This window comes from uncultured Chryseobacterium sp. (genome assembly GCF_936933875.1).
In the GTDB taxonomy this organism is placed as follows: Bacteria; Bacteroidota; Bacteroidia; order Flavobacteriales; family Weeksellaceae; genus CAKZIK01.
This window is the reverse complement of sequence record NZ_CAKZIK010000078.1, coordinates 21,145-42,126: the sequence shown is the minus strand read 5'-3', so window position 1 is coordinate 42,126 and position 20,982 is coordinate 21,145. Positions and strand designations below refer to the sequence as shown.

The following is a 20,982-nucleotide window of genomic DNA, read 5'->3' as shown; positions in this document are numbered from 1 at the left end:
AGTTAATGACCGAAAACCATAAATCCTAAAATTGATACGGTTTTTCAGTGGCCTCCGATAATTCGTTCGGGATTTTATTTTTACTCTGAGTTGATTACTTTTTGAATTTCAATTCTGCAATTACAGGAAAATGATCCGAAGGATACAAAAGATTTTCCCGTCTGTCGTTAATTGTTCTTTGGTTTAAAACTTCAAATTTTTGGGTAAAAATATAATCGATTCTATCTTTTGGAACGGTATTGATGTCGAAAGCCTGAAAAGTTCCTTTCGGTCCGTAGGGTTTAGTTTTAGAATGATAAAAAGAATCATCCAAAGACTTTGAAATAATTTTAATCGGCTCTGACTTTTCGTTTAAATTAAAATCTCCGGTAAGCACAACAGGTAAATTTTTAGGATTAAATGCTTTTATTTTTTCAAGAATTAATTTTGAAGAATTTACACGTGCTACATTTCCTACATGATCGAAATGTACATTAAAAGCCCAAAACTTCTTCCCACCTTTTTTCATTTTGAATAAAGCATACGTACAAATTCTGTTGTAAGCAGCGTCCCAACCTTTCGAAGGTTTTTCAGGCGTTTGGGAAAGCCAGAATGTTCCGGATTTCAGCACCTGCAACTTTTCTGTATCATAAAAAATCGCTGAATATTCACCTTTATTTGCGCCCTCATCACGACCAACGCCTACAAAATCATAATTTTTAATTCCGTTTTTTACATCAACCATCTGTTGCGGAACCGCTTCCTGAACTCCAAAAAAATCGGGATGGTAATAATTCATCAAACCTAAAGCTTCCTCTTTTCGGTTTGTCCACGAGTTTTCTTTATCCGATTCCAGTGAAAGACGGATGTTGTAGGTCATCACTTTTAAATCCTGAGCAAACATCAAAGAACCCAGCATTACAAAAAATAGAAAAAATTTTGTTCTCATATTTTCTTCTAAAATTAAAAAACTTCCCCGGATTGAGGAAGTTTTATTAAAATGTTCAAATGAAATTATTCTTTTGTGAAAGTAAATTTCTGTCCGCTCTGCGAAAGTTCAAAGCTTTTTTTATCTTTTGCAAACTGCAATTCAATGTTGGCCATTTCAAAAATAAACTTATCCGAACCGTCGTATTCCAGAGGAAATGCAGGTTGATTTCCAGCCTGAGCTGTTAATTTTCCATTTTCCACTTTGGTAACAATCTTCAAAGGAATTTGTTTGCTTCCAAAAGTTCCCGCATAACCGGATAAATCTACTTTTTCTGCAACTGAAGCGGCTCCATCCATTTTAAAAGTATTATCGGACGGATTTGCATCAGGTAAAGTTCCTTTCGGATCCAGTTTTACAGAAGTAATTTCTTTTGTTGAAGGCACTTCGAAAGTCCACTCCGTGTTTCTTTTCCAAATTTCGACAGGAAGTTTTACGGTTTCTTTTGAGCCGTCCTTATACGTAATTTCAGCATTTACCGGCATTGGCAGCTGACCAATGTTTTCAACTTTAATTAATGTTCCCTGTTTATAATCGTTGTTTTTGTATTTAACAGATTTTACTGCCTGATCAATTTTCCATTTATTTTCAAACCAACCTCTCCAGAAATAACTTAAATCTTCGCCAGAAACATTTTCCATTGTTCTAAAGAAATCTTCAGGCGTTGGATGTTTGAAAGCCCATCTTTTAATGTATTCTCTAAATGCTTTATCGAATTTTTCTTCACCCAAAATATTTTCACGAAGCATTGTTAAACCTGCTCCCGGCTTATAATAAGCCAAAAACCCCAGGTTCATTTCCTTCAAATTATCTGGCGTCGTCATTACCGGTTCCATTTTATCATTATTGAAAGCGAACGACATGCTTTGCAATGATTTTGGCTGGTAATATTCGCCGTTATTAAAATCTTTCTCCGAAATTGAATTGATAAATGTGTTGAAACCTTCATCCATCCAAGCATAGAGCCTTTCGTTAGAACCCACAATCATCGGGAACCAGTTGTGGCCGAATTCATGATCTGTAACGCCCCACAAATCGTAACCTTTGGAATCCATATGACAGAAAACAATTCCCGGATATTCCATCCCGCCCTCGTTTCCGGCAACATTTACAGCAGCTGGATACGTATATTCATACCATCTTTTTGAATAATTTTCAATAGAGGTTTTGGTGTATTCAGTTGATCTTCCCCAAGCAGCATTTCCATCACTTTCAACAGGATAAGCAGAAATTGCCAAAGATTTTTTACCGCTTGGAAGATTAATTTTTGCGGCATCCAAAATAAAAGCAGGAGAAGATGCCCAAGCAAAATCTCTCGTCTGATTAATTTTAAATTTCCACGTTTTTGTGCCTGAAGCTGTTTTAGCAGCGGAATTCACATCGTTTGCAGAGCGGATAATTACTGTTTTGTCTGAATTTCTGGCCTGATCCCATTTTCTGTTCTGTTCGGACGAATACATTTCTTTTGCATTCAATAATTCTCCGGAAGCTACAACGTAATGATTGGAAGGAACCGTTAAATTCGCTGTGATATCGCCGTATTCAAGATAAAATTCTCCTGCACCAAGGTAAGGAAGCGTGTTCCAGCCATAAATATCGTCGTAAACGCACATTCTTGGATACCATTGCGCAATCGTGAAAATTTTGCCGTTCTTGGTTTCTTCAACACCCATTCTGTCCGAACCGTAATCCGGAGAAACAAAAGAATAATCAATTTTAATTTTTGCAACTCCGCCCTTTGATTTGAGTTCTTTCGCCAAATCAATCTGCATTCTGGTATCAGAAACAGTGTATTTTGCAGGTTTTCCGTCAATCAGAACTGATTTAATCGTATAACCTCCATCGAATTCCTGTCCGCGTGCTCCGTTTCTACTTCCGCTTTGAGGAATAATCGCATTTCCGCGCGAATCTTTTTTAAATAAATTTTGGTCTAATTGAAGCCAAAGAAAATCTAAATTATCAAATGAATTATTGGTGTAAGTGATTTCCGCGGTGGCTGTAATTTCTTTTTTAGCATCGTTAAGACTCGCATTCAAAACATAATCTGCACGGTTTTGCCAATAATTATGTCCCGGTTGTCCACTTGCAGAACGCGTTTCGGTTCCTTTATTCTGATAAAAAAATGGCTTAAAAGCCTCTGTGTAACTATACTTTGCAGCATCCTGTGCAAATCCCAAGGAAAAAGTACAGAAAGCTACTGCAGCAAAAATTTTCGAAAATTTCATAGGGTGATTTTAAATAATGAGTAAAGAAAAACTCCAACTTGTTACAGTTCGAGTTTTAAGTTTATTTTATGCTTCAATTGAGGGAACTGAAACGTTTTCGTTGGTGTCTTTTTCGTAATCTATTCCGTCGATTTCAAATCCGAACAAATTAAAGAAATCTTTTCTGTAACCTTCGATATCAGAAACTTCAGAAAGATTTTCGGAAGTTACTTTGTCCCAATATTTCGCTACTTCAGCCTGAACGTCTTCTGCCATTTCCCAGTCGTCAATTCTGATTCTTCCTTCAGAATCCAATGGAACATTACCGTCTTCCGTATATAATCTGTCTGCGAAAAGTCTTTGCATTTGCTCAATCGTTCCTTCGTGTGTTCCTTTTTCTTTCATCACTTTAAATAAAAGCGAAATATACAGCGGAACTACCGGAATTGCTGAACTGGACTGTGTTACCAAAGCTTTATTAACAGAAACATAAGATTTTCCGTTCAAATCTTTCAATAAATCATTCAGAACAGGAACAGTTGCTTCCAAATCATTTTTCGCCTGACCAATTGTTCCGTTTCTATAAATAGGGAAAGTCAATTCTGGGCCGATGTAGGAATAAGCAACGGTTTTCACACCTTCTGCTAAAACACCTGCGTTTTTCAAATCTTCTATCCAGAATTTCCAGTCTTCACCACCCATTACAGCCACAGTGTTTGGTATATCTTCGTCATTTTCAACCGGCGCAATCGTGATATCCGTTACAGCTCCTGTGTGAAAATCTACGGTTTTATTGGTAAAAGGCTGTCCGATTGGTTTCAAAACAGAAGCATAAGCCGTTCCGTTTTTTGGATGCGTTCTTCTTGGAGAAGCCAAACTGTACACTACCAAATCAACCTGACCTAAATCTTTTTTGATTAAATCGATGGTCTGCTTTTTTACCTCATCCGAAAATGCATCACCGTTGATGCTTTTCGCATACAAACCTGCTTTGTGCGCTTCCTGTTCAAAAGCCGCAGAATTGTACCAACCTGCAGTTCCCATTTTTCCTTCGGAAGCCGGTTTTTCAAAGAAAACGCCGATGGTTGCAGCTCCGGAACCGAATGCCGCAGAAATTCTAGAAGCAATTCCAAAACCTGTGGAAGCACCAATGACCAAAACTTTTTTCGGCCCGTTCTTTATTTCACCTTTTGATTTTACGTATGCTATTTGATTTTGAACTGTTTTAAGTGCTCCTTCCGGATGCGCTGTCAAACAGATAAATCCTCTTGTTCTTGGTTGAATAATCATTTTTTCAATAGTATTTAATACATTGCAAATTACGTAAATTTTATGTGGATTTCAAACAGATGCTTCGACTTCGCTCAGCATGACAAACAAACATTTCCCCACTACAAATTATTATGGTGTGAAAAGATGCACTTTTCACAAGTTGTTTTGGCCGCTTCGAGAGCCTCAGCGTGACATCGCTAATACTAAACTTTTTACTGACGCTCGCTTCGCTCGCGCTAATTGAAAATTTAATTCGATTTTTTTGCCTTAATCATCTGCTCGAACATATCCCACATTTCCTGCGGAATCGCTTCAAGCATATTGAATTCTCCGGCTCCCTGAAGCCATTCTCCACCATCAATGGTGACAACTTCTCCGTTCATATAAGCAGAATAATCGGAAACCAAATATGCCGCAAGATTGGCAAGTTCCTGATGTTCTCCTACTCTTCTTAATGGAACTTTTTTGCGCATATCGAATTTTTCAGCCAAATCTCCAGGCAAAAGTCTTTCCCAAGCTCCTTTTGTAGGAAACGGACCAGGTGCAATTGCGTTGAAACGGATATTATATTTCGCCCATTCTACTGCTAAACTTCTTGTCATTGCCAAAACGCCGGCTTTTGCACAAGCAGAAGGAACGACGAATGCGGAACCTGTCCACGAATAAGTAGTCACAATATTCAAAACGGTTCCCGGAATTTTATTGTCTATCCAATATTTTCCAATGGAAAGTGTGCAGTTTTTGGTTCCTTTTAAAACAATATCCAAAATACTGTCGAAAGCGGAATGCGTTAATCTTTCGGTTGGTGATACAAAATTTCCGGCTGCGTTGTTCAAAAGGATGTCAATTCTTCCGAATTCCTTGATGGTGGCTTCTTTCATAGCTTCCACTTCGTCCCAATTTCTGACGTCGCAGGAAACACATAAAACTTTTCCGCCAGTTTCGGCTTCTAATTCTGCAGCCGTTGCCTGTAATTTTTCTAAATTTCTGGAGGTAATCACGACTTTTGCGCCCAATTGCAGGAAATATTTCGTCATTGCTTTTCCTAAGCCGCTTCCGCCACCTGTAACGATGGCAACTTTATCTTTTAGTGCGTCTTCGCGCAACATTCCTTCGGTGTATTTCATATTTTTTAAGATTTCAGATATCTGATTTTTGATGTTCTAAATTTACTGTTTTCTGAAAAATTTTCGGGATTTTATTTTATTCTACGAATAGTGTTTTGTAGACGGGTTTTGCGCCCCGGCTTGAGCGGAGCTCTTTTTGCGGAACGAAGTGGAGCAAAAAAGCGGGAGCGGAAGACGGAAAAAGGCGCCCAAACAAAAAAAAGACTGCCTGAAAACAGACAGCCTTTTTGAGGTTAATGAGTGATGCTGAATTTTAAAAATTGACAATTCAATTATTCACTTTTCACTAAAAGTTAGTATCCGAAAAGTTCTTCCAGAGAAATTTTCTTCACTTCACCGATTTTTTTCAAATCTTCCATACTCACTTTCTTCTCAGAAGCGACCAAAGCATAGGTGTAAGGTTTTCCGGAGAAATAGGTGTTGTGGAAATTCTTCACATCTGCCATCGAAATTTTATCAACACTGTTATAAACCTGTTTTCTGATATCGTCTTTCAAGCCTAATTGTTGTGCTGCAAGATAGCGGAAAATAATGTCGTCCTGCGTAATTCTTTCGGTTTGGATGTCTTTTTTTACCTGACTTTTTGCTAAATCCAAGTTTCCTTGAATTTCAGGCATTTTCGTCAACAATTCATTCATCGCTGCAACTGCTTCGTTGAATTTATCTGCCTGCGAACCTACATAACTCATCATATAATAGTCTTCGGTTTTCTTTGCAGGCTGTACATAATATCCGTAAGTGCTGTAAGCCAACGCTTTGCTTTCGCGAATCGTTTGGAACACCAAAGATCCCATTCCTCCACCAAAATAGTTGTTGAAAACATTTACCATGGTTGTTTTTGAAGGATCAAATTTTTCGGTATTTCTAATCCAACGTGTTTCCGCCTGAACCATATCGTAATCTGTAAACAAAACCTGAGTTTTGGTTTGTGGAACCTGTGCAAAAACTTTCAGCGGACTTGGCGTTGCAAAAGTTGCAGGAACTTTGTGAAGTGAACCTAATTTGGAAGTCAGATTTTTCAAAGTTTCCGGACCATAATAAATGATGGTTTGTTCGTAGTTGTTCAGGTTTTTAATTCTGTCCACCAATTCCTGGGAAGTAACCGCATTGATTTCATTATCAGTAAGGTTGTTGTTGAATTTATTTTTCGGACCATAAAGTGCATAACTTGTCAATCCTTGCAAAATAGCTCCTTTGTTGGCTTTTGAATCTTTTCTTCCTTTTGCAATTCTTGCTTTAAGAGCTAAAAGTGCAGCTTCATCCGGTTTTACATTCAGAACCAAATCTTCATACAATTTTACCGCTTGATCGAAGTTTTCCTGAAGTCCTTCAATTGTTACTGTTGTGTATTCTTCTCCTGAAGAAACATTGAAACTTGATGCAATTTTGTAGAATTCTTTAGAAATTTCTTCTGAAGATTTTTTGTCGGTTCCTAAAAACTGCAAGTAAGAAGAAGCTAATGATTGCTTCAAATCGTTTCCTGTTCCGATTTTGTAACGGTAACGAAGTCTGTACAACTGGTTATCTGTATTTGGAACATAAAGCACTTCTGCTTTACCAATTTTAGATTTTTTGATGTCTTTACTATAATCTAAAAATACAGGCTGTGACGGCGTTGAAGGCATAGCATCCACCATTTTCACAAACGGCGACTGTTTTCCTGCATTGGTTTCTACCGGAGTAATCGTAGGTTTTTCAATTTTTAGTTTGTCTTTCTTCTCGCCTTTTCTTTTCAGTACTGCAACGTAATTGTTTCCTAAATATTTATTCGCGAAAGCCACAACATCTGCCTTTTTGATTTTTGAAAGGTCGCTTACATAAGCTACTTGGTCTTTCCAGTCCAATTCAGCATTGAAGGCACTTTGCAACATTGAAGCACGGTCCGAATACTTCTCCGTTTCCTGAATTTTCTGCTTTTTAATGTTGTTTACAATTGAAGCCAACAAATCTTCATCAAAGTTTCCTTTTTTAAGATTTTCGATTTCATTCAGAACCAAAGCCTGAACTTCTTCTAAAGTCTGTCCGTTTGTAGGAGCCGCATTCAGCCAAAGAACTCCATAATCTTGAAGCGTGTAAGTAAAAGCTCCTGCTCTTAGGAGTTTCTGTTTTTTAACCAAGTTCAAATCAAGCAAACCTGCTTTTCCATTCGTTAAAATAGAACCTACCAAATCTGCCAAAAGAACATCTTTGTCTTTGTTTCCTGGAAGTCTGTAACCAATCGCAATATTTTCTGCATCGGGACCTACAATTTCCTTAATTACAGGAGCTGCAATTGGAACTTCCGGCGTGAAACTATATTTCGGGACCGGCTTGCTTTGCATATAAGAGAAAGCCTTATCGATTTTCGCAATCGCATCATCCGGATTGAAATCTCCGGACATAATTACGCCCATGTTGTTCGGAACGTAATAGGTATTGAAATATTTACGGATTTCAACCAATGAAGGATTTTTCAAATGGTCAATCGTTCCAATTGTGGTTTGTTGTCCGTAATTGTGATTTTTGAATAAGTTTGAAAACAAAGTTTCGAAAACCTGACGTCCGTCGTTATCCAAAGTTCTGTTTTTCTCTTCATAAACTGCTTCCAATTCGGTATGGAAAATTCTTAAAATTGGATTTCTGAAACGCTCTGCCTGAACCGTCAAATATTTATCCAAAGAACTTGCTGGAACGTCATCTGTGTAAACTGTTTCTTCGAAATTCGTCCAAGCATTGGTTCCCTGTGCTCCCATTGCAGACATCATTTTGTCGTATTCGTTTGCAATAGCAAATTTGGATGCCACTCCGGAAATACTGTCGATTTTGTGGTAAATCGCTTTTCTTTGGTTTTCATCTTTGGTCTTGTTGTATTGCTCGTACAGAGCATCAATTTTATCCAATTCCGGCTTTTCTTTAGACCAATCCAAAGAACCGTATTTATCTGTTCCTTTGAAAAGCATGTGCTCCAAATAATGCGCTAAACCGGTATTGGTTTTCGGATCGGTTTTACTTCCTGCTTTTGTTGCAACATAAGCCTGAATTCTCGGGTCTTTCTTGGTTGGACTTAAAATAACTGTCAAACCGTTTTTCAGAGTATAAAATCTTGCCTGAGTTGGGTCGTTGGTTACGTATTTATAAGTGTAACCGCCACTTTTCGCTTCCTTCCACTGGTAATCCTGCGCTTTCGCAAGAAACACAAAAGCAGCAGCTGAAAGCATAAGAATCTTTCTTCTAAACATATATTTTTGAGATTTTGAATTATAAACTTATTAGACGCTGAAATTAAGCATTTGTTACAAAAGACGTCATTTTTTTACACATTAATTATATAACAATTGGTATAATATTTTCATTACCTTTGCACAATTACAAAATTGGGGTTGACTGGTTTCGACAGCAAGATCAATGGGTAAGTAAGCATGCAGAGAACCGTTGCGCGATCTCTTAAATCCCTTGCAACAGAATTTAACTGGCGACCAAGAGTTTGCTCTTGCTGCTTAATCTGAAGTTTAGTAGGATTCAGCGTTTTCCCGAAGTATAGTAAGGAAACAAGATGTCCCACAAATGCCTTTTTCTGCGGCGTTTGAATTCGGGGCATAGTAATGCAGAAATAAGCTGTTAGAAACTTCGGCTAACAGTCGAAAAATTTAGAAGATAAGCGTAAAGTTGGCTGTTTGCTGTCTGCTTTACGACGAAAACCAATAGCAGAATAAGCATGTAGAAATCTTATGTATTGCTTGTTTGGACGAGGGTTCGAATCCCTCCAACTCCACCACAAACCTCTGATTTTCAGAGGTTTTTGTTTTTTAATATTGTGGAAAAATTTCAAGCAGTTTACTTTAAAATCTGTTTCAAAAGCCTTACTTTTGCAGCCATATGAAAAGATGGTATCTCTATCCCTTTTCTCTGGGTTATCATTGGGTGACGGCAGTCCGAAATATGATGTATAATCTGGGGATTTTTAAATCTACAAAATTCTCAACTCCAATTATTAACGTTGGAAATCTTTCCGTTGGAGGCAGCGGAAAATCTCCGATGGTGATGTATTTGGCAGATTTCCTTTCTAAACATTACAGAACGGGAGTTCTTTCCCGCGGGTACGGAAGAATTACCAAAGGTTACGGAGTAACCAACTACGACAGTAATTACAAAACCGTTGGAGATGAAGCCATGCAGCTTTTCGAGAGATTCAAAAACCGTTTCGTGATTGGTGTTTCAGAAGAAAGAGTTCCCGGTGCGAAAAAAATAATTGAGGATATGGATCTGAATGTTTTGATATTGGATGATGCTTTTCAGCACAGGGCCATAATAGCAGGTTTCAACATTTTGATGACGGATTATAACGATCCTTATTTCAAGGATTTTCTGCTTCCTGCAGGAGATCTGCGCGAAAGCAGAGCCGGCGCAAAAAGAGCACAGGCAATTATGGTTTCGAAATGTCCGGATGATTTAACGGAGGAAAAAAAGCAATATTATATTTCGAGAATTAAACCTCAACACAATCAGAAAGTGTTCTTCTCGAGCATTGGGTATGATGAAAATGTGTATTCTAAAGACAAATTTTTGCCGGATAATAATCTGAATTATTATGATATTCTTTTGATTACCGGAATTGCCAATCCAAAACCATTATTGAATCATTTATCTAAATTTTCGCAGCGCGTAAAGCATTTGAAATTTAAAGACCACCACAACTTTACTGATGCTGATATCAAAAAAATTGTGGAAGAATACAAAAAGTTAGGCGAATACAAATTGATTTTAACCACCGAGAAAGATTATGTAAGGCTGAAAACCTTTGATTATCTGAGAGATTTGGTGTATTATTGGCCAATTAATGTGAATATTGACCGTAAAGAAGAATTCAACCAAATGATTTTGAACTACGTGAATAAACATTAAAAATTTTATAGAAATGCATTCATATTTTGGATGCTTGTTTTGATTAACTTTCTATGAAAGATTCTTAGAGAACCTCAGCATGACATTACAACTAACAATTTTTAATTGATATTGTTGAAAATTTCGTTGTTAATTTCTATTCAGTATTTAATCAAAATGATTGTAGTTATTAACTTCTAACATTGTGGAAATCAGGTGGAAAACATCTTGATAAAACTGTTGGTTTTTTCTTGCATTTCGTTTTCAGTGATTCTATCTTTGAATCAACAATCAAGTCTAACTGCAGAGAACAAAAAATTGAAATCGCAAGATTGAAAATTTCAGAACTCAAAAAAAGCAGAGATGAACTTTCAATAAAATCGGACTTTTGTTTTTGATGGAAAGTGCAAACCGGAAATCAGAACTCAAACAAAGGGAAGATTAGAAAGCCAATCAAAACTTTTTTAGTAAGGCTTAAAAAATCCATACTCGAGGAATTTGAAAAAGAAGTCGCAAGACAGATTTGAAGAAACCAAAAGTGGAAGATTACAGTTGAAACTTTGAACATTGGAGATATCGGTTCTTTTAATTTTGAGTTTGTCACTTTAGACCGGAGCTACGCAGCAAAGGTTACGATGAACAGAGAAGAATTAAATATTTCATAATTGAAAAGTGGAAACTTTAACGGACTGATGATTCAGCAAAAGGATGTCAAAATCCCAAGCAGAATCATCAGTTTTTTTTGTGTTAATTTTGGCGAATGCAACAGCGCAAAATCATCCACATTGATATGGACGCCTTTTATGCTTCTGTAGAACAGCACGACAATCCGGAGCTTCGCGGAAAGCCGGTTGGTGTAGGTGGTGGAAAATATGGCGTGGTTGCAGCCGCAAGTTATGAAGCCCGAAAATTTGGAATCCGTTCTGCAATGCCCGGAAGAATGGCAATGGAAAAATGTCCGCAACTCATTGTTGTAAAACCAAGATTTCAGCGGTATAAGGAAATTTCGCAACAAGTAAGACAAATTTTTTACGAATATACCGACTTGGTGGAACCTCTTTCCTTGGATGAAGCCTATCTTGATGTAACGGAAAACAAAAAAGGAATCGAAAGCGCGAACGAAATCGCAAAAGAAATTCGAAGAAAAATTTTTGAAACTACGGGATTAACTGCTTCAGCCGGAATTTCAGTGAATAAATTTTTGGCAAAGGTAGCGTCTGATTACCGAAAACCGAACGGACAAAAAACCATCCATCCATCAGAAATTATGGAATTTATGGAGGAACTTCCGATTGAAAAATTCTTCGGAATCGGGAAAGTAACGGCCAATAAAATGCACGAACTGCATATTTTTAACGGAAGAGATTTGAAAGAAAAATCGTTGGAATATTTGGAAAATCTGTTCGGAAAATCCGGGAGATATTATTACAACGTTGTGCGGGGAATTCACAGAAGTGAAGTAAAACCGCATCGTATCCAAAAAAGTGTAGGAGTTGAAGAAACTTTCTGGGAAAATTTGTTGGATGATGAAGCAGTTTTCAAAAATTTGAGGATGATTTGTGATGAACTGGAAGGAAGGCTTTCAAAAAAGCAAATCAAAGGAAAATCAATTACACTCAAAATTAAGTACAAAGATTTTTCTGTGTTTACGAGAAGTAAAACGCAGGAAGTATATTATGAAAATGCTGATGATTTCTATAAAACCGCAAAAAAATTATGGGAGCTGCGACCTTATGACAAACCAATACGTTTGTTGGGCATTTCGCTTTCCAATCTCAATACAGAAGAAAAGAAAAATATTTCGGTGCAACTGAAGATTGATTTTCCAGATTACGAGTATTGATTTATTGCCGATGCCCGCAGATTTAGCGGATTACGCAGATTTGTTAAATTGAAACTTTTATGTGACACGCGATGAATCGCGTCTCTACAGATTCAAAAAAATCTATTCGTCAATTCTTGAATGATAGATTTCATCTTTTTCGCGTTCTTAGATTTTCTTATCATACATCAATTCGAAGAACAATTTCTAAACCTATCTTTGCCCCAGTATTTAAATAAACAAATTATTAAAAATGAAAAAACTATCAATTTTGGCTCTATCAGGGGCTTTGTTCGTTGTGGCTTGTAAAGAAAACAAAACCGACAGCGCAACAACCTCAACAGAACAAACTGCAGCGGCTCAGTCTGGCGACAAATTTACCGTAAATACAGAAAGCAGTGTTTTAAAATGGACAGCCTATCACAAAGGTGGATTAAACCCAAGATTCGGTACCATGAAAACCACAGGTACACTTTCTGCAGCAGATGGTAATCTTACTTCTGGAACTTTGAACTCCGATGTAAACTCTTTGTTGACAGACCCAACTTCAGTTGATCCAAAATTAAGCGACGGAAAAACTTCTGTGGATTTGGACGGACACTTGAAAAGCCCGGATTTCTTTGATGCTGCAAAATATCCATCTGTAAAATTTGAAATCACAAAAGTAGAAGACCTTCCTGCAACTGCTGAAAAAAGCAAAGTTGAAGGCGCAAACAAGCAAGTAAGCGGAAACCTTACCATTAAAGACAAAACCGTAAACGTAACTTTCCCTGCGAAAGTGGATGTAACTGCAGACCAAGTTTCTTTGGTTTCTAAATTCACCATCAACAGAGCGGATTGGGGATTGGCTTACGGAACAGACGGCGACCCAAAAGACTGGATGATTTCCAAAGATGTTGATTTAGATTTGAACATCGTAGCAAAAAAATAACAAACATTTTTTTTTCATAGTGAATATAAGAGACTGCAAGAAATTGCGGTCTTTTTTGTGGAACATTCATTCAAAATTCTGTAACTTACTGCTGAAACTGAACATTTAGTTTTGCAAATCAAAACATACTACGATGAACACAACAATGCTGCAAAGTTTCCACTGGTATTCCGAAGGAAACGGAACATTATACAATCATATTAAAGATTCTTCGGATTGGCTGCAAGATTTAGGAATCTCCGCGGTGTGGTTTCCGCCGGCTTATAAAGGTGCAGGTGGCGGTTATTCTGTAGGTTATGATTCTTATGATTTGTATGATTTAGGAGAATTCGACCAAAAAGGAACTGTCCCTACAAAATATGGTACAAAAGAAGATTACCAAAATGTTTGCAAAACACTGCAATCTAAAGGAATTTCTGTAATTGCAGATATTGTACTCAATCATAAGGCAGGTGGCGACGAAAAAGAAAAATTTCAAGTGGTAAAAGTGGATGAGAATAACCGCAATAAAACCATTTCCGATGTTTTTGAGATTGAAAGTTACACCAAATTTACCTTTCCGGGAAGAGGCAAAAAATATTCGGATTTCGAATGGAATTTTCAATGTTTTGCAGGTGTGGACTTTGCTGAAGGACAAGATCAAGGAATCTATAGAATTATAAACGAACACACTGAAAACTGGGAAGAAATGGTAGGGAATGAAAAGGGAAATTATGATTATCTGATGGCTAATGATATAAATCACGAAAATCCTTTTGTTCGGGAGGAATTGAATAGCTGGGGAAAATGGTACCATGATCAGATTTTTTTTGATGGTGTTCGTTTGGATGCTGTGAAACACCAGTCTCCTAAATTTTATAAAGAGTGGCTAACTTTGTTACGTTCCAACACCGGAAAAAATTTATTTGCTGTGGGCGAATATTGGGCTCCCGGACTTTTGCCTTTGATGTTAGATTACATTAATGCGACAGAAGGTTGCATGAGTTTGTTCGATGCCTCGCTTCAGCATAATTTTCATATAGCTTCAACACAAGGCGGAAATTACGATTTAAGAAAAATTTTCGACGAAACATTGGTTTCCGCAAGACCTGATTTGGCTGTTACCTTGGTGGATAATCACGATACACAGCCCATGCAGGAATTGGAAGCACCGGTTGAACCTTGGTTTAAACCTTTGGCTTATGCCTTAATTTTATTGAGAGAAAACGGTTATCCGTGCGTTTTTTATCCGGATTTGTATGGCGTAAGTTATTGGGACAAAGGAGATGATGGCAACGATTACGAAATTTTTCTGAATAAAGTTGATGGCATTGAAGGTATGCTAAAAGCCAGAAAGGAAAATGCTTACGGACTTCAACGCGATTATTTTGAAGACGCCAATTGTTTGGGTTGGACTCGCGAAGGCGATGGCCACAACAAAGGTTGCGCAGTGGTTTTAAGCAATAAAGACCAATACGACAAGCCGATGGAAGTCGGGAAACAATATTCAGGACAAAATTTTTATGATCTGCTTGGAAGATTTGAGCATAAAATTACGATTGACGAAAACGGTTGGGGAAATTTTACAGTTCCGGCTGGAAATGTAAGTGTTTGGATTCCGGAGTAGTTTGGGTTTGAGGGTTTGAGTGTGGAAGAGTTTTAACATTCAACACGGATTAAATCTAAAATTCGTGCATTTACTTCGTCGAATCTTCGATTTCTTGGTATTTTTTAACAATCTTTTTAAACTGATTTTTGTAGAATTTCAGGTAAATTTGTGATGAAGAATTCTCTTCAAGCAATCATTAATTAAATAAATATGGAAACTTTTAATGTAAAAGCATTTGGTACTGAAGCGAAAGATCAAGATTTGAAAGAAATGCAAATCAACCGTCGCGAAGTTCAGCCGAACGATGTAGAAATTGATATTTTATTTTGTGGCGTTTGCCACAGCGACCTTCACACCGCAAGAAACGATTGGGGTGGCTCCAAATATCCTGTAGTTCCGGGACACGAAATTGTAGGAGTTGCAACCCAAGTTGGAAGTAACGTTACTAAAGTAAAAGTGGGGGATAAAGTTGCGGTTGGCTGCATTGTGGACAGTTGCAGAACTTGTTCAAGCTGCCAAAACCATGAAGAACAGTACTGTTTAAATGGAATGGTGGGAACTTACAACGGAAAAGATCTTCACTTAGGCGGTCATACTTTCGGAGGTTATTCTGAAAGAGTGGTTGTGGACGAAAATTATATTTTAAAAGTTCCTGAAAACCTAGATTTAGCAGCAGTTGCGCCGGTTCTTTGTGCGGGAGTCACCACCTGGTCACCGCTGAAACACTGGAACGTAGGCCCAAATTCCAAAGTGGCTGTCGTTGGTTTGGGCGGACTTGGGCATATGGCCGTGAAACTCGCGAAAGGTTTGGGAGCCCACGTATCACTATTTTCCAGAACGTCATCCAAAGAGCAGGACGCAAAAGATTTAGGAGCAGATGAAGTCATTATTTCTACGGATAAAAATAAGATGGACGCAGTAAAAGGAAAATTTGACGTGATTATCGATACCGTTCCTTACGACCACGATTTAAATCCTTACGTGATGACCTTAGCCATTAACGGAACCCTTGTGTTGGTCGGTTATATCGGAAGTGTTGAGGAAATGTTGTCTACACGACCTATGATTGGCGGAAGACGCTCTATTGCCGGTTCTGTTATCGGCGGAATTAAGGAAACCCAGGAATTATTAGATTTTTGCGGCGAAAAAAATATTGTTGCCGATATAGAACTGATTAACATGCAGGAAATTAACGAAGCCTATGACAGAATGTTGAAAAGCGACGTAAAATACCGATTCGTGATTGATATGGCGAGCCTGAAAAACAATTAATGAGAGTAGAAACGTAATTTATCGCGTGTAACATTTTCAACAAAACCGTAAACAGCAAAAGCTTAAACTTTACAATTTCGGCGGCCTCGTTTTCAACGAGGCCGCCCATTTTTTTTAATATTTTATATTCAGATTATTTTTAAACATATTGTTCCTTATTTTTGTCAAAAAAAAAGCAATGCTGGAAAATCTTTCATTTTATTTGGGATTAATAATCGTCATCGTTCTGCTGATTATGCTGGCAAAAAAAATAAACGTTGCCTACCCCATATTGTTGGTTTTAGCGGGACTTTTAATTAGTTTTATTCCCGGAATACCAACAATTCATATCGAACCAGAATTAATATTCTTCATTTTTCTTCCGCCTTTGTTGTACGAAGCAGCCTGGGCAACTTCCTGGAAAGAATTATGGCGCTGGAGAAGAATTGTGCTGAGTTTCGCCTTTTTGGTGGTATTTTTGACTTCACTTGCGGTAGCTTTTGTGGCGAATCATTTTATTCCCGGCTTTTCTTTGGCTTTAGGATTTTTGTTGGGCGGAATTGTTTCTCCTCCCGATGCAGTTTCCGCGGGAGCAATTCTGAAATTCGTAAAAGTTCCGAAAAGATTTTCATCCATTCTTGAAGGCGAAAGTTTACTGAACGACGCATCGTCGCTTATTGTTTTTCGATTTGCGATGATTGCCGTTGCAACAGGACTGTTTGTTTGGCATGAAGCAGCCCTAAGTTTCGTTTGGATGTGCATTGGCGGTGTTGGAATTGGTGTATTGATTGGATTGATCTTTATACAAATGCACAAATATTTGCCAACAGACACCAATATGGATGTTATTTTGAGTTTAATTGCACCTTTTATCATGTATTTAGCTGCAGAAGAAGTTCATGCTTCAGGAGTTTTAGCTGTTGTTAGCGGTGGATTATTTCTCTCCGTCCGAAATCAAATTTTTTTAACAAGCTCTTCGCGATTGCAGGGACTTCAGGTTTGGGAAAATTTGAGTTTTATTATGAACGGTTTAGTATTTATGATGATCGGGCTTGATTTGCCCCAAATTGTTGCAGGCTTAGATGTTCCACTTTCTGAAGCTATTCTTTATGGTGTTTTAATTACTTTGGTACTGGTGGTCATCCGCATTATTGCAGCATATAGTGCTGTAATTACCACTTTAATTATGCGAAATTTCATCACTGTTGCAGATGCGCAAAATCCGGGATGGCAAGGTCCGCTGATGATTGGTTGGACCGGAATGCGTGGTGTAGTTTCTTTAGCTGCAGCGCTTTCAATACCGGTGGCTTTGCAGGATGGAACACCTTTTCCGCATAGAAATTTGATTTTGTTTATCACTTTTGTGGTGATTCTTTTGACATTGGTAGTTCAGGGATTAACGCTTCCTGTTCTTCTAAATAAAATAACCATTGAAGACCGCGATTTTACAAGACCTGAAAAGGAAATTGATAACGAGCTACATAACGAACTGGCTCAAATTGCAGCAGATAAAATCCGAAATGCTTATCATCATAAACTGCTGAAATTTCCCGCTTTGGAAGAACAGTTGCAACAGTATGAGCGACGTGCCAATTCAACAGAAATCATCTTAAATTTTGATGAATTCAAAGATATTTATCACGATATTTTGGAAACCCAAAGACAATGGCTTATTGCCAAAAATAGGGAGGAGTTATTGCTGAATGAAGATTTGGTGAAAAAACATCTCCGAAGACTGGATTTGGAAGAAGAAAGAATTGGGTATTTGAATTAATTTTTCTTTATTTAAAAACAATTCGGCAGCGGCTTCACCGCGTAAATTTTAAATTCCAAAAACAATCCCGGTCAAAACTTACCGGGATTATTTTTGGAATAACAAATCCTTCTCATGATAACTTATTTTGGTTATTTTTACTTAAAAAATAAAAACCAATGAAATTCCGTAAAAACATATTGCTTTTACTCTTTATTTTTTTCGGATATTTTACTTTTTCACAGAATAATTTCAATTATTTCTCTGTTTCAACACTTTCACAGGATGATGGACTTTCGCAAGGTTCTAATTATTTCCGATTTGAAGATAGTCATGGTTTTATGTGGATTACAGGAAATGATGCACTTAATAGATATGACGGAGAAAATGTAAAAGTATATAATCTGAAAAAATATTTTGAAAATTGCCCTACTTTACAACAAGGATACGGAATTACCGAGGATGGAAATTCTCTTTATGTAGGCAGTACAAGAGGTTTGTATCAATATAATTATCAGAAAGACATTTTCACTTTAATTGGTATTAATAAAAACTCTACTTTAAAAAATAGTAGTTCTAAAACCATAATGCCTTTCGGATTTTTTGATGGAAAAGTATGGTGTTTTAATGAAAATTATGATGTGATTTCATATGATACAAAATCAAAAATTTTAAATTTTGAAACAAAAATTCCTTTAGAAAAAATAAAATCAGTACACGTTTATGATAATGCAGGTAATGTATTCTATTTCAGGATGCCATTTTTTGATAAACGCAATCAAATTTGTTTTATCGGAAAAAACAAAATTATATTGTACAACACGAAAACAAAAAACACAAAAGAAGTAACATTTAATAATAGTACAGAAATTTTATGCTCTTCTTATGTAAAGTCTACTGACGAACTTTTTATTGGTACAAAATCTAAAGGAATTTTACTTTTCAAAAACAATTACACCTCTATATCTAACATTAAAAGTAAAGACAAAATTATTGGCTGTATTGGTGCTAATGAAAATTATATTGCATATAATACAGATAAAAAATTCTTTCTAATTAATAGAAAAAATAATCAGGAAATTGCAATACCACAACATAACACAACCAATTATTACACTTTTGATAAGATTGGTAGATTATGGACTTGTAAAGACGGTTTTGGTGAAGTAATTCTAAATTTTTCTGGGAATTTTCTTAAAAATTCTAATGACATTCAATCATCTGATTTTAAATTTACAGCAGGAGTTGGTTATTTTTCAGAGTTATCAAATAATAACGTTTATATACAATCTAAAGCAGTTTTTAACACAAAAAAAAACACCTACAAACTGTTCAATAATCACGATAAAAAACACTATCAAGATCTTTATAGAAAGGGCATTTGGTACTTAGATGATTTTAACAATAAAAATTCTGATTTAATTTTCATGAATGAAAATGATAAAATACCTAGAAAGATTATCAATATTAATAAAACAGAATTTGGAATTCTTCAAGACTTAAAAACCTTCAAAAATTCTTCGCCACTTTTATCTTTTTCTAATGGAATTTTCACTCTTAATGAAAAAGAAAAAAAACTTGTAAAAGTAGAATCTTTACCCGATAAAAATCCGTTTTTCATTAATGTATTAAGCAATAATAAAATTGCCATAAGTTATCTTAATAATGATATGATTTTGGCTGAAATGCTTCCGAATAATCAAATAAAATTAATCAAAAAAATATTACCAAACGTACAAAGTTTTTATCTGCAAGCAGACGAAAAGAAAAAGCAATTTTGGGCAGGAACCAATGAAGGAGTTTATCTTTTAGATAAAAATTTTAAAATTCTGAAGAAATTTGATAGCAATAATAATCTTGCAGGGACTTACATTTATGGCATTCTCATAGATGATTTTGGGAAAGTATGGTGCAGTCATCAACGAGGTTTAAGCTCTATAGATACTAAAACATACCAAATCATCAATTTTGATAAAAGTGACGGCATACAAGAATGGGATTTTAACAATCGTGCTTTTCTGAAAGCTTCAGACGGCACACTATTTTTTGGTGGTGTAAATGGTTTTAATTATTTTAAACCTCCACTGAAATTTAACGCTTTCTACAAACCCGAAATCTATATTGATGAAATTCTGGTTAATAACAAAACCTATCAAAACAAACAAGGATTTAACACCCTTAGAAATCTCGATTTAAAAAATGATGAAAACAATATTTCTATAAAAACTTTTATTAAAGATTTAGAAAATTCGTCTAAAAGAAATCTATTTTATAGAATAAAAAATCATGAAAATATTTGGAAGAAAATTTCTAGAAAATCACCTTTAACGCTTAATACTCTTGCGCCAGGAAAATATGAAATAGAGTTCGGGATTAATGATAAATTCAACACTAATATCATTCACCAAAAGACCTTATCAATCTACATAGAAAAGGCATTTTACCAAACATTTTGGTTTTGGACATTAGTTGGTGGTTTATTTTTCGGGGGTATTTTTGGTTTATATGGAAGATGGAGATTTCTTCAGCAAAAAAATTATTATAAGCAAAAATTAGCTTTAGAAAACCAACGCAATAAAATCACCGCAGATTTACATGATGATATTGGTGCTACATTAAGCAGTTTGCAAATCAACTCGGCAATTGCCAATAAGATGATTGAGAAGGAAAAAGTATCCGAAGCACAAAAAATTCTGAAGAAAATAGAAACCCAGTCTCGAAAACTTTCCGAAAATATTGGCGATATTGTCTGGAGTTTGAAGCCCAACAAAGATGCACTGATGACTTTGAGTACCAGGATCCGGAATTCGGCAAGTGAAATCCTGGGAAGTTCGGACATCAACTATCACATAAAAATCGACAAAGAAATCAACGAAGAATTTCAGGAGTTCAGCGCGCGGAAAAACCTCGTACTCATCGTAAAGGAGGCCCTGAACAATACTGTAAAATACAGCCAGGCAACGGAAGTATTTATCATCTTCAAAAAATTTGAAAAAGAATTTATTTTGGAAATTAAAGACAACGGAATTGGATTTGAGCCTGACTTCAATAAAGGAAACGGCCTGCAAAATATGAAAAAAAGAACCGAAGAAATTGGAGGCACATTTGAAATTTTTTCTAAAGATGGAACAACCATAAAAATCTGTATCCCTAAAATTAGGGATTGAAAGTAAAATACTTTTACTAATACTTTTGTAAAGCCAATTA

At 36.3% G+C, this 20,982-nt stretch carries 12 protein-coding genes and 1 other RNA gene; 8 read left to right on the top strand and 5 right to left on the bottom strand.

Annotation, left to right across the window (positions count from 1 at the left end):
* Window positions 1-94: 94 nt before the first annotated feature.
* The 5 genes from Q0252_RS11010 to Q0252_RS10990 all read right to left on the bottom strand — a co-directional run bounded on the left by Q0252_RS11010 (window position 95) and on the right by Q0252_RS10990 (window position 8,788).
* Window positions 95-928, bottom strand: coding sequence for an endonuclease/exonuclease/phosphatase family protein (locus tag Q0252_RS11010; protein WP_297986240.1), 834 nt, complete (start codon window positions 926-928; stop codon window positions 95-97).
* A 65-nt stretch (window positions 929-993) separates the two neighbouring features.
* Window positions 994-3,192: a M1 family aminopeptidase gene (locus tag Q0252_RS11005; protein ID WP_297986239.1), complete on the bottom strand. Its 2,199-nt coding sequence runs from the start codon at window positions 3,190-3,192 to the stop codon at window positions 994-996.
* 66 nt (window positions 3,193-3,258) lie between these two features.
* The gene (gene fabV / locus Q0252_RS11000; RefSeq protein WP_297986237.1) at window positions 3,259-4,461 is read right to left on the bottom strand and encodes an enoyl-ACP reductase FabV; all 1,203 of its coding nucleotides are present in this window, start codon (window positions 4,459-4,461) and stop codon (window positions 3,259-3,261) included.
* Window positions 4,462-4,691: 230 nt separating this feature from the next.
* Window positions 4,692-5,570, bottom strand: coding sequence for an SDR family oxidoreductase (locus tag Q0252_RS10995; protein WP_297986235.1), 879 nt, complete (start codon window positions 5,568-5,570; stop codon window positions 4,692-4,694).
* A gap of 293 nt (window positions 5,571-5,863) precedes the next feature.
* Window positions 5,864-8,788 carry a pitrilysin family protein gene (locus tag Q0252_RS10990; protein WP_297986232.1) on the bottom strand — a complete coding sequence of 975 codons (2,925 nt, stop codon included), beginning with the start codon at window positions 8,786-8,788 and terminating at the stop codon, window positions 5,864-5,866.
* 137 nt (window positions 8,789-8,925) lie between these two features.
* Here Q0252_RS10990 and ssrA point away from each other — a divergent pair.
* The 8 genes from ssrA to Q0252_RS10950 all read left to right on the top strand — a co-directional run bounded on the left by ssrA (window position 8,926) and on the right by Q0252_RS10950 (window position 20,942).
* Window positions 8,926-9,324, top strand: a transfer-messenger RNA (tmRNA) gene (gene ssrA, locus Q0252_RS10985).
* A gap of 101 nt (window positions 9,325-9,425) precedes the next feature.
* On the top strand, window positions 9,426-10,451 hold the full coding sequence (lpxK, locus tag Q0252_RS10980; protein WP_297986231.1) for a tetraacyldisaccharide 4'-kinase: 1,026 nt from the start codon (window positions 9,426-9,428) through the stop codon (window positions 10,449-10,451).
* A 739-nt stretch (window positions 10,452-11,190) separates the two neighbouring features.
* Window positions 11,191-12,273, top strand: coding sequence for a DNA polymerase IV (gene dinB / locus Q0252_RS10975; protein WP_297986228.1), 1,083 nt, complete (start codon window positions 11,191-11,193; stop codon window positions 12,271-12,273).
* 232 nt (window positions 12,274-12,505) lie between these two features.
* On the top strand, window positions 12,506-13,183 hold the full coding sequence (locus Q0252_RS10970; protein ID WP_297986227.1) for a YceI family protein: 678 nt from the start codon (window positions 12,506-12,508) through the stop codon (window positions 13,181-13,183).
* 133 nt (window positions 13,184-13,316) lie between these two features.
* Window positions 13,317-14,789: an alpha-amylase gene (locus Q0252_RS10965; RefSeq protein ID WP_297986225.1), complete on the top strand. Its 1,473-nt coding sequence runs from the start codon at window positions 13,317-13,319 to the stop codon at window positions 14,787-14,789.
* A gap of 192 nt (window positions 14,790-14,981) precedes the next feature.
* On the top strand, window positions 14,982-16,043 hold the full coding sequence (locus tag Q0252_RS10960) for an NAD(P)-dependent alcohol dehydrogenase (protein WP_297986224.1): 1,062 nt from the start codon (window positions 14,982-14,984) through the stop codon (window positions 16,041-16,043).
* A gap of 178 nt (window positions 16,044-16,221) precedes the next feature.
* The gene (locus Q0252_RS10955; protein WP_297986223.1) at window positions 16,222-17,796 is read left to right on the top strand and encodes a Na+/H+ antiporter; all 1,575 of its coding nucleotides are present in this window, start codon (window positions 16,222-16,224) and stop codon (window positions 17,794-17,796) included.
* A 158-nt stretch (window positions 17,797-17,954) separates the two neighbouring features.
* Entirely contained in the window at window positions 17,955-20,942 is a 2,988-nt protein-coding gene (locus tag Q0252_RS10950) for a sensor histidine kinase (protein WP_297986216.1), read from the top strand.
* Window positions 20,943-20,982 lie beyond the last annotated feature (40 nt).

Excerpts from the sequence above, each read along its gene's own strand:
- Q0252_RS11010 (WP_297986240.1), bottom strand. The coding sequence starts at position 928 with ATGAGAACAAAATTTTTTCTATTTTTTGTAATGCTGGGTTCTTTGATG.
- Q0252_RS11005 (WP_297986239.1), bottom strand. The coding sequence starts at position 3,192 with ATGAAATTTTCGAAAATTTTTGCTGCAGTAGCTTTCTGTACTTTTTCC.
- fabV (WP_297986237.1), bottom strand. The coding sequence starts at position 4,461 with ATGATTATTCAACCAAGAACAAGAGGATTTATCTGTTTGACAGCGCAT.
- Q0252_RS10995 (WP_297986235.1), bottom strand. The coding sequence starts at position 5,570 with ATGAAATACACCGAAGGAATGTTGCGCGAAGACGCACTAAAAGATAAA.
- Q0252_RS10990 (WP_297986232.1), bottom strand. The coding sequence starts at position 8,788 with ATGTTTAGAAGAAAGATTCTTATGCTTTCAGCTGCTGCTTTTGTGTTT.
- lpxK (WP_297986231.1), top strand. The coding sequence starts at position 9,426 with ATGAAAAGATGGTATCTCTATCCCTTTTCTCTGGGTTATCATTGGGTG.
- dinB (WP_297986228.1), top strand. The coding sequence starts at position 11,191 with ATGCAACAGCGCAAAATCATCCACATTGATATGGACGCCTTTTATGCT.
- Q0252_RS10970 (WP_297986227.1), top strand. The coding sequence starts at position 12,506 with ATGAAAAAACTATCAATTTTGGCTCTATCAGGGGCTTTGTTCGTTGTG.
- Q0252_RS10965 (WP_297986225.1), top strand. The coding sequence starts at position 13,317 with ATGAACACAACAATGCTGCAAAGTTTCCACTGGTATTCCGAAGGAAAC.
- Q0252_RS10960 (WP_297986224.1), top strand. The coding sequence starts at position 14,982 with ATGGAAACTTTTAATGTAAAAGCATTTGGTACTGAAGCGAAAGATCAA.
- Q0252_RS10955 (WP_297986223.1), top strand. The coding sequence starts at position 16,222 with ATGCTGGAAAATCTTTCATTTTATTTGGGATTAATAATCGTCATCGTT.
- Q0252_RS10950 (WP_297986216.1), top strand. The coding sequence starts at position 17,955 with ATGAAATTCCGTAAAAACATATTGCTTTTACTCTTTATTTTTTTCGGA.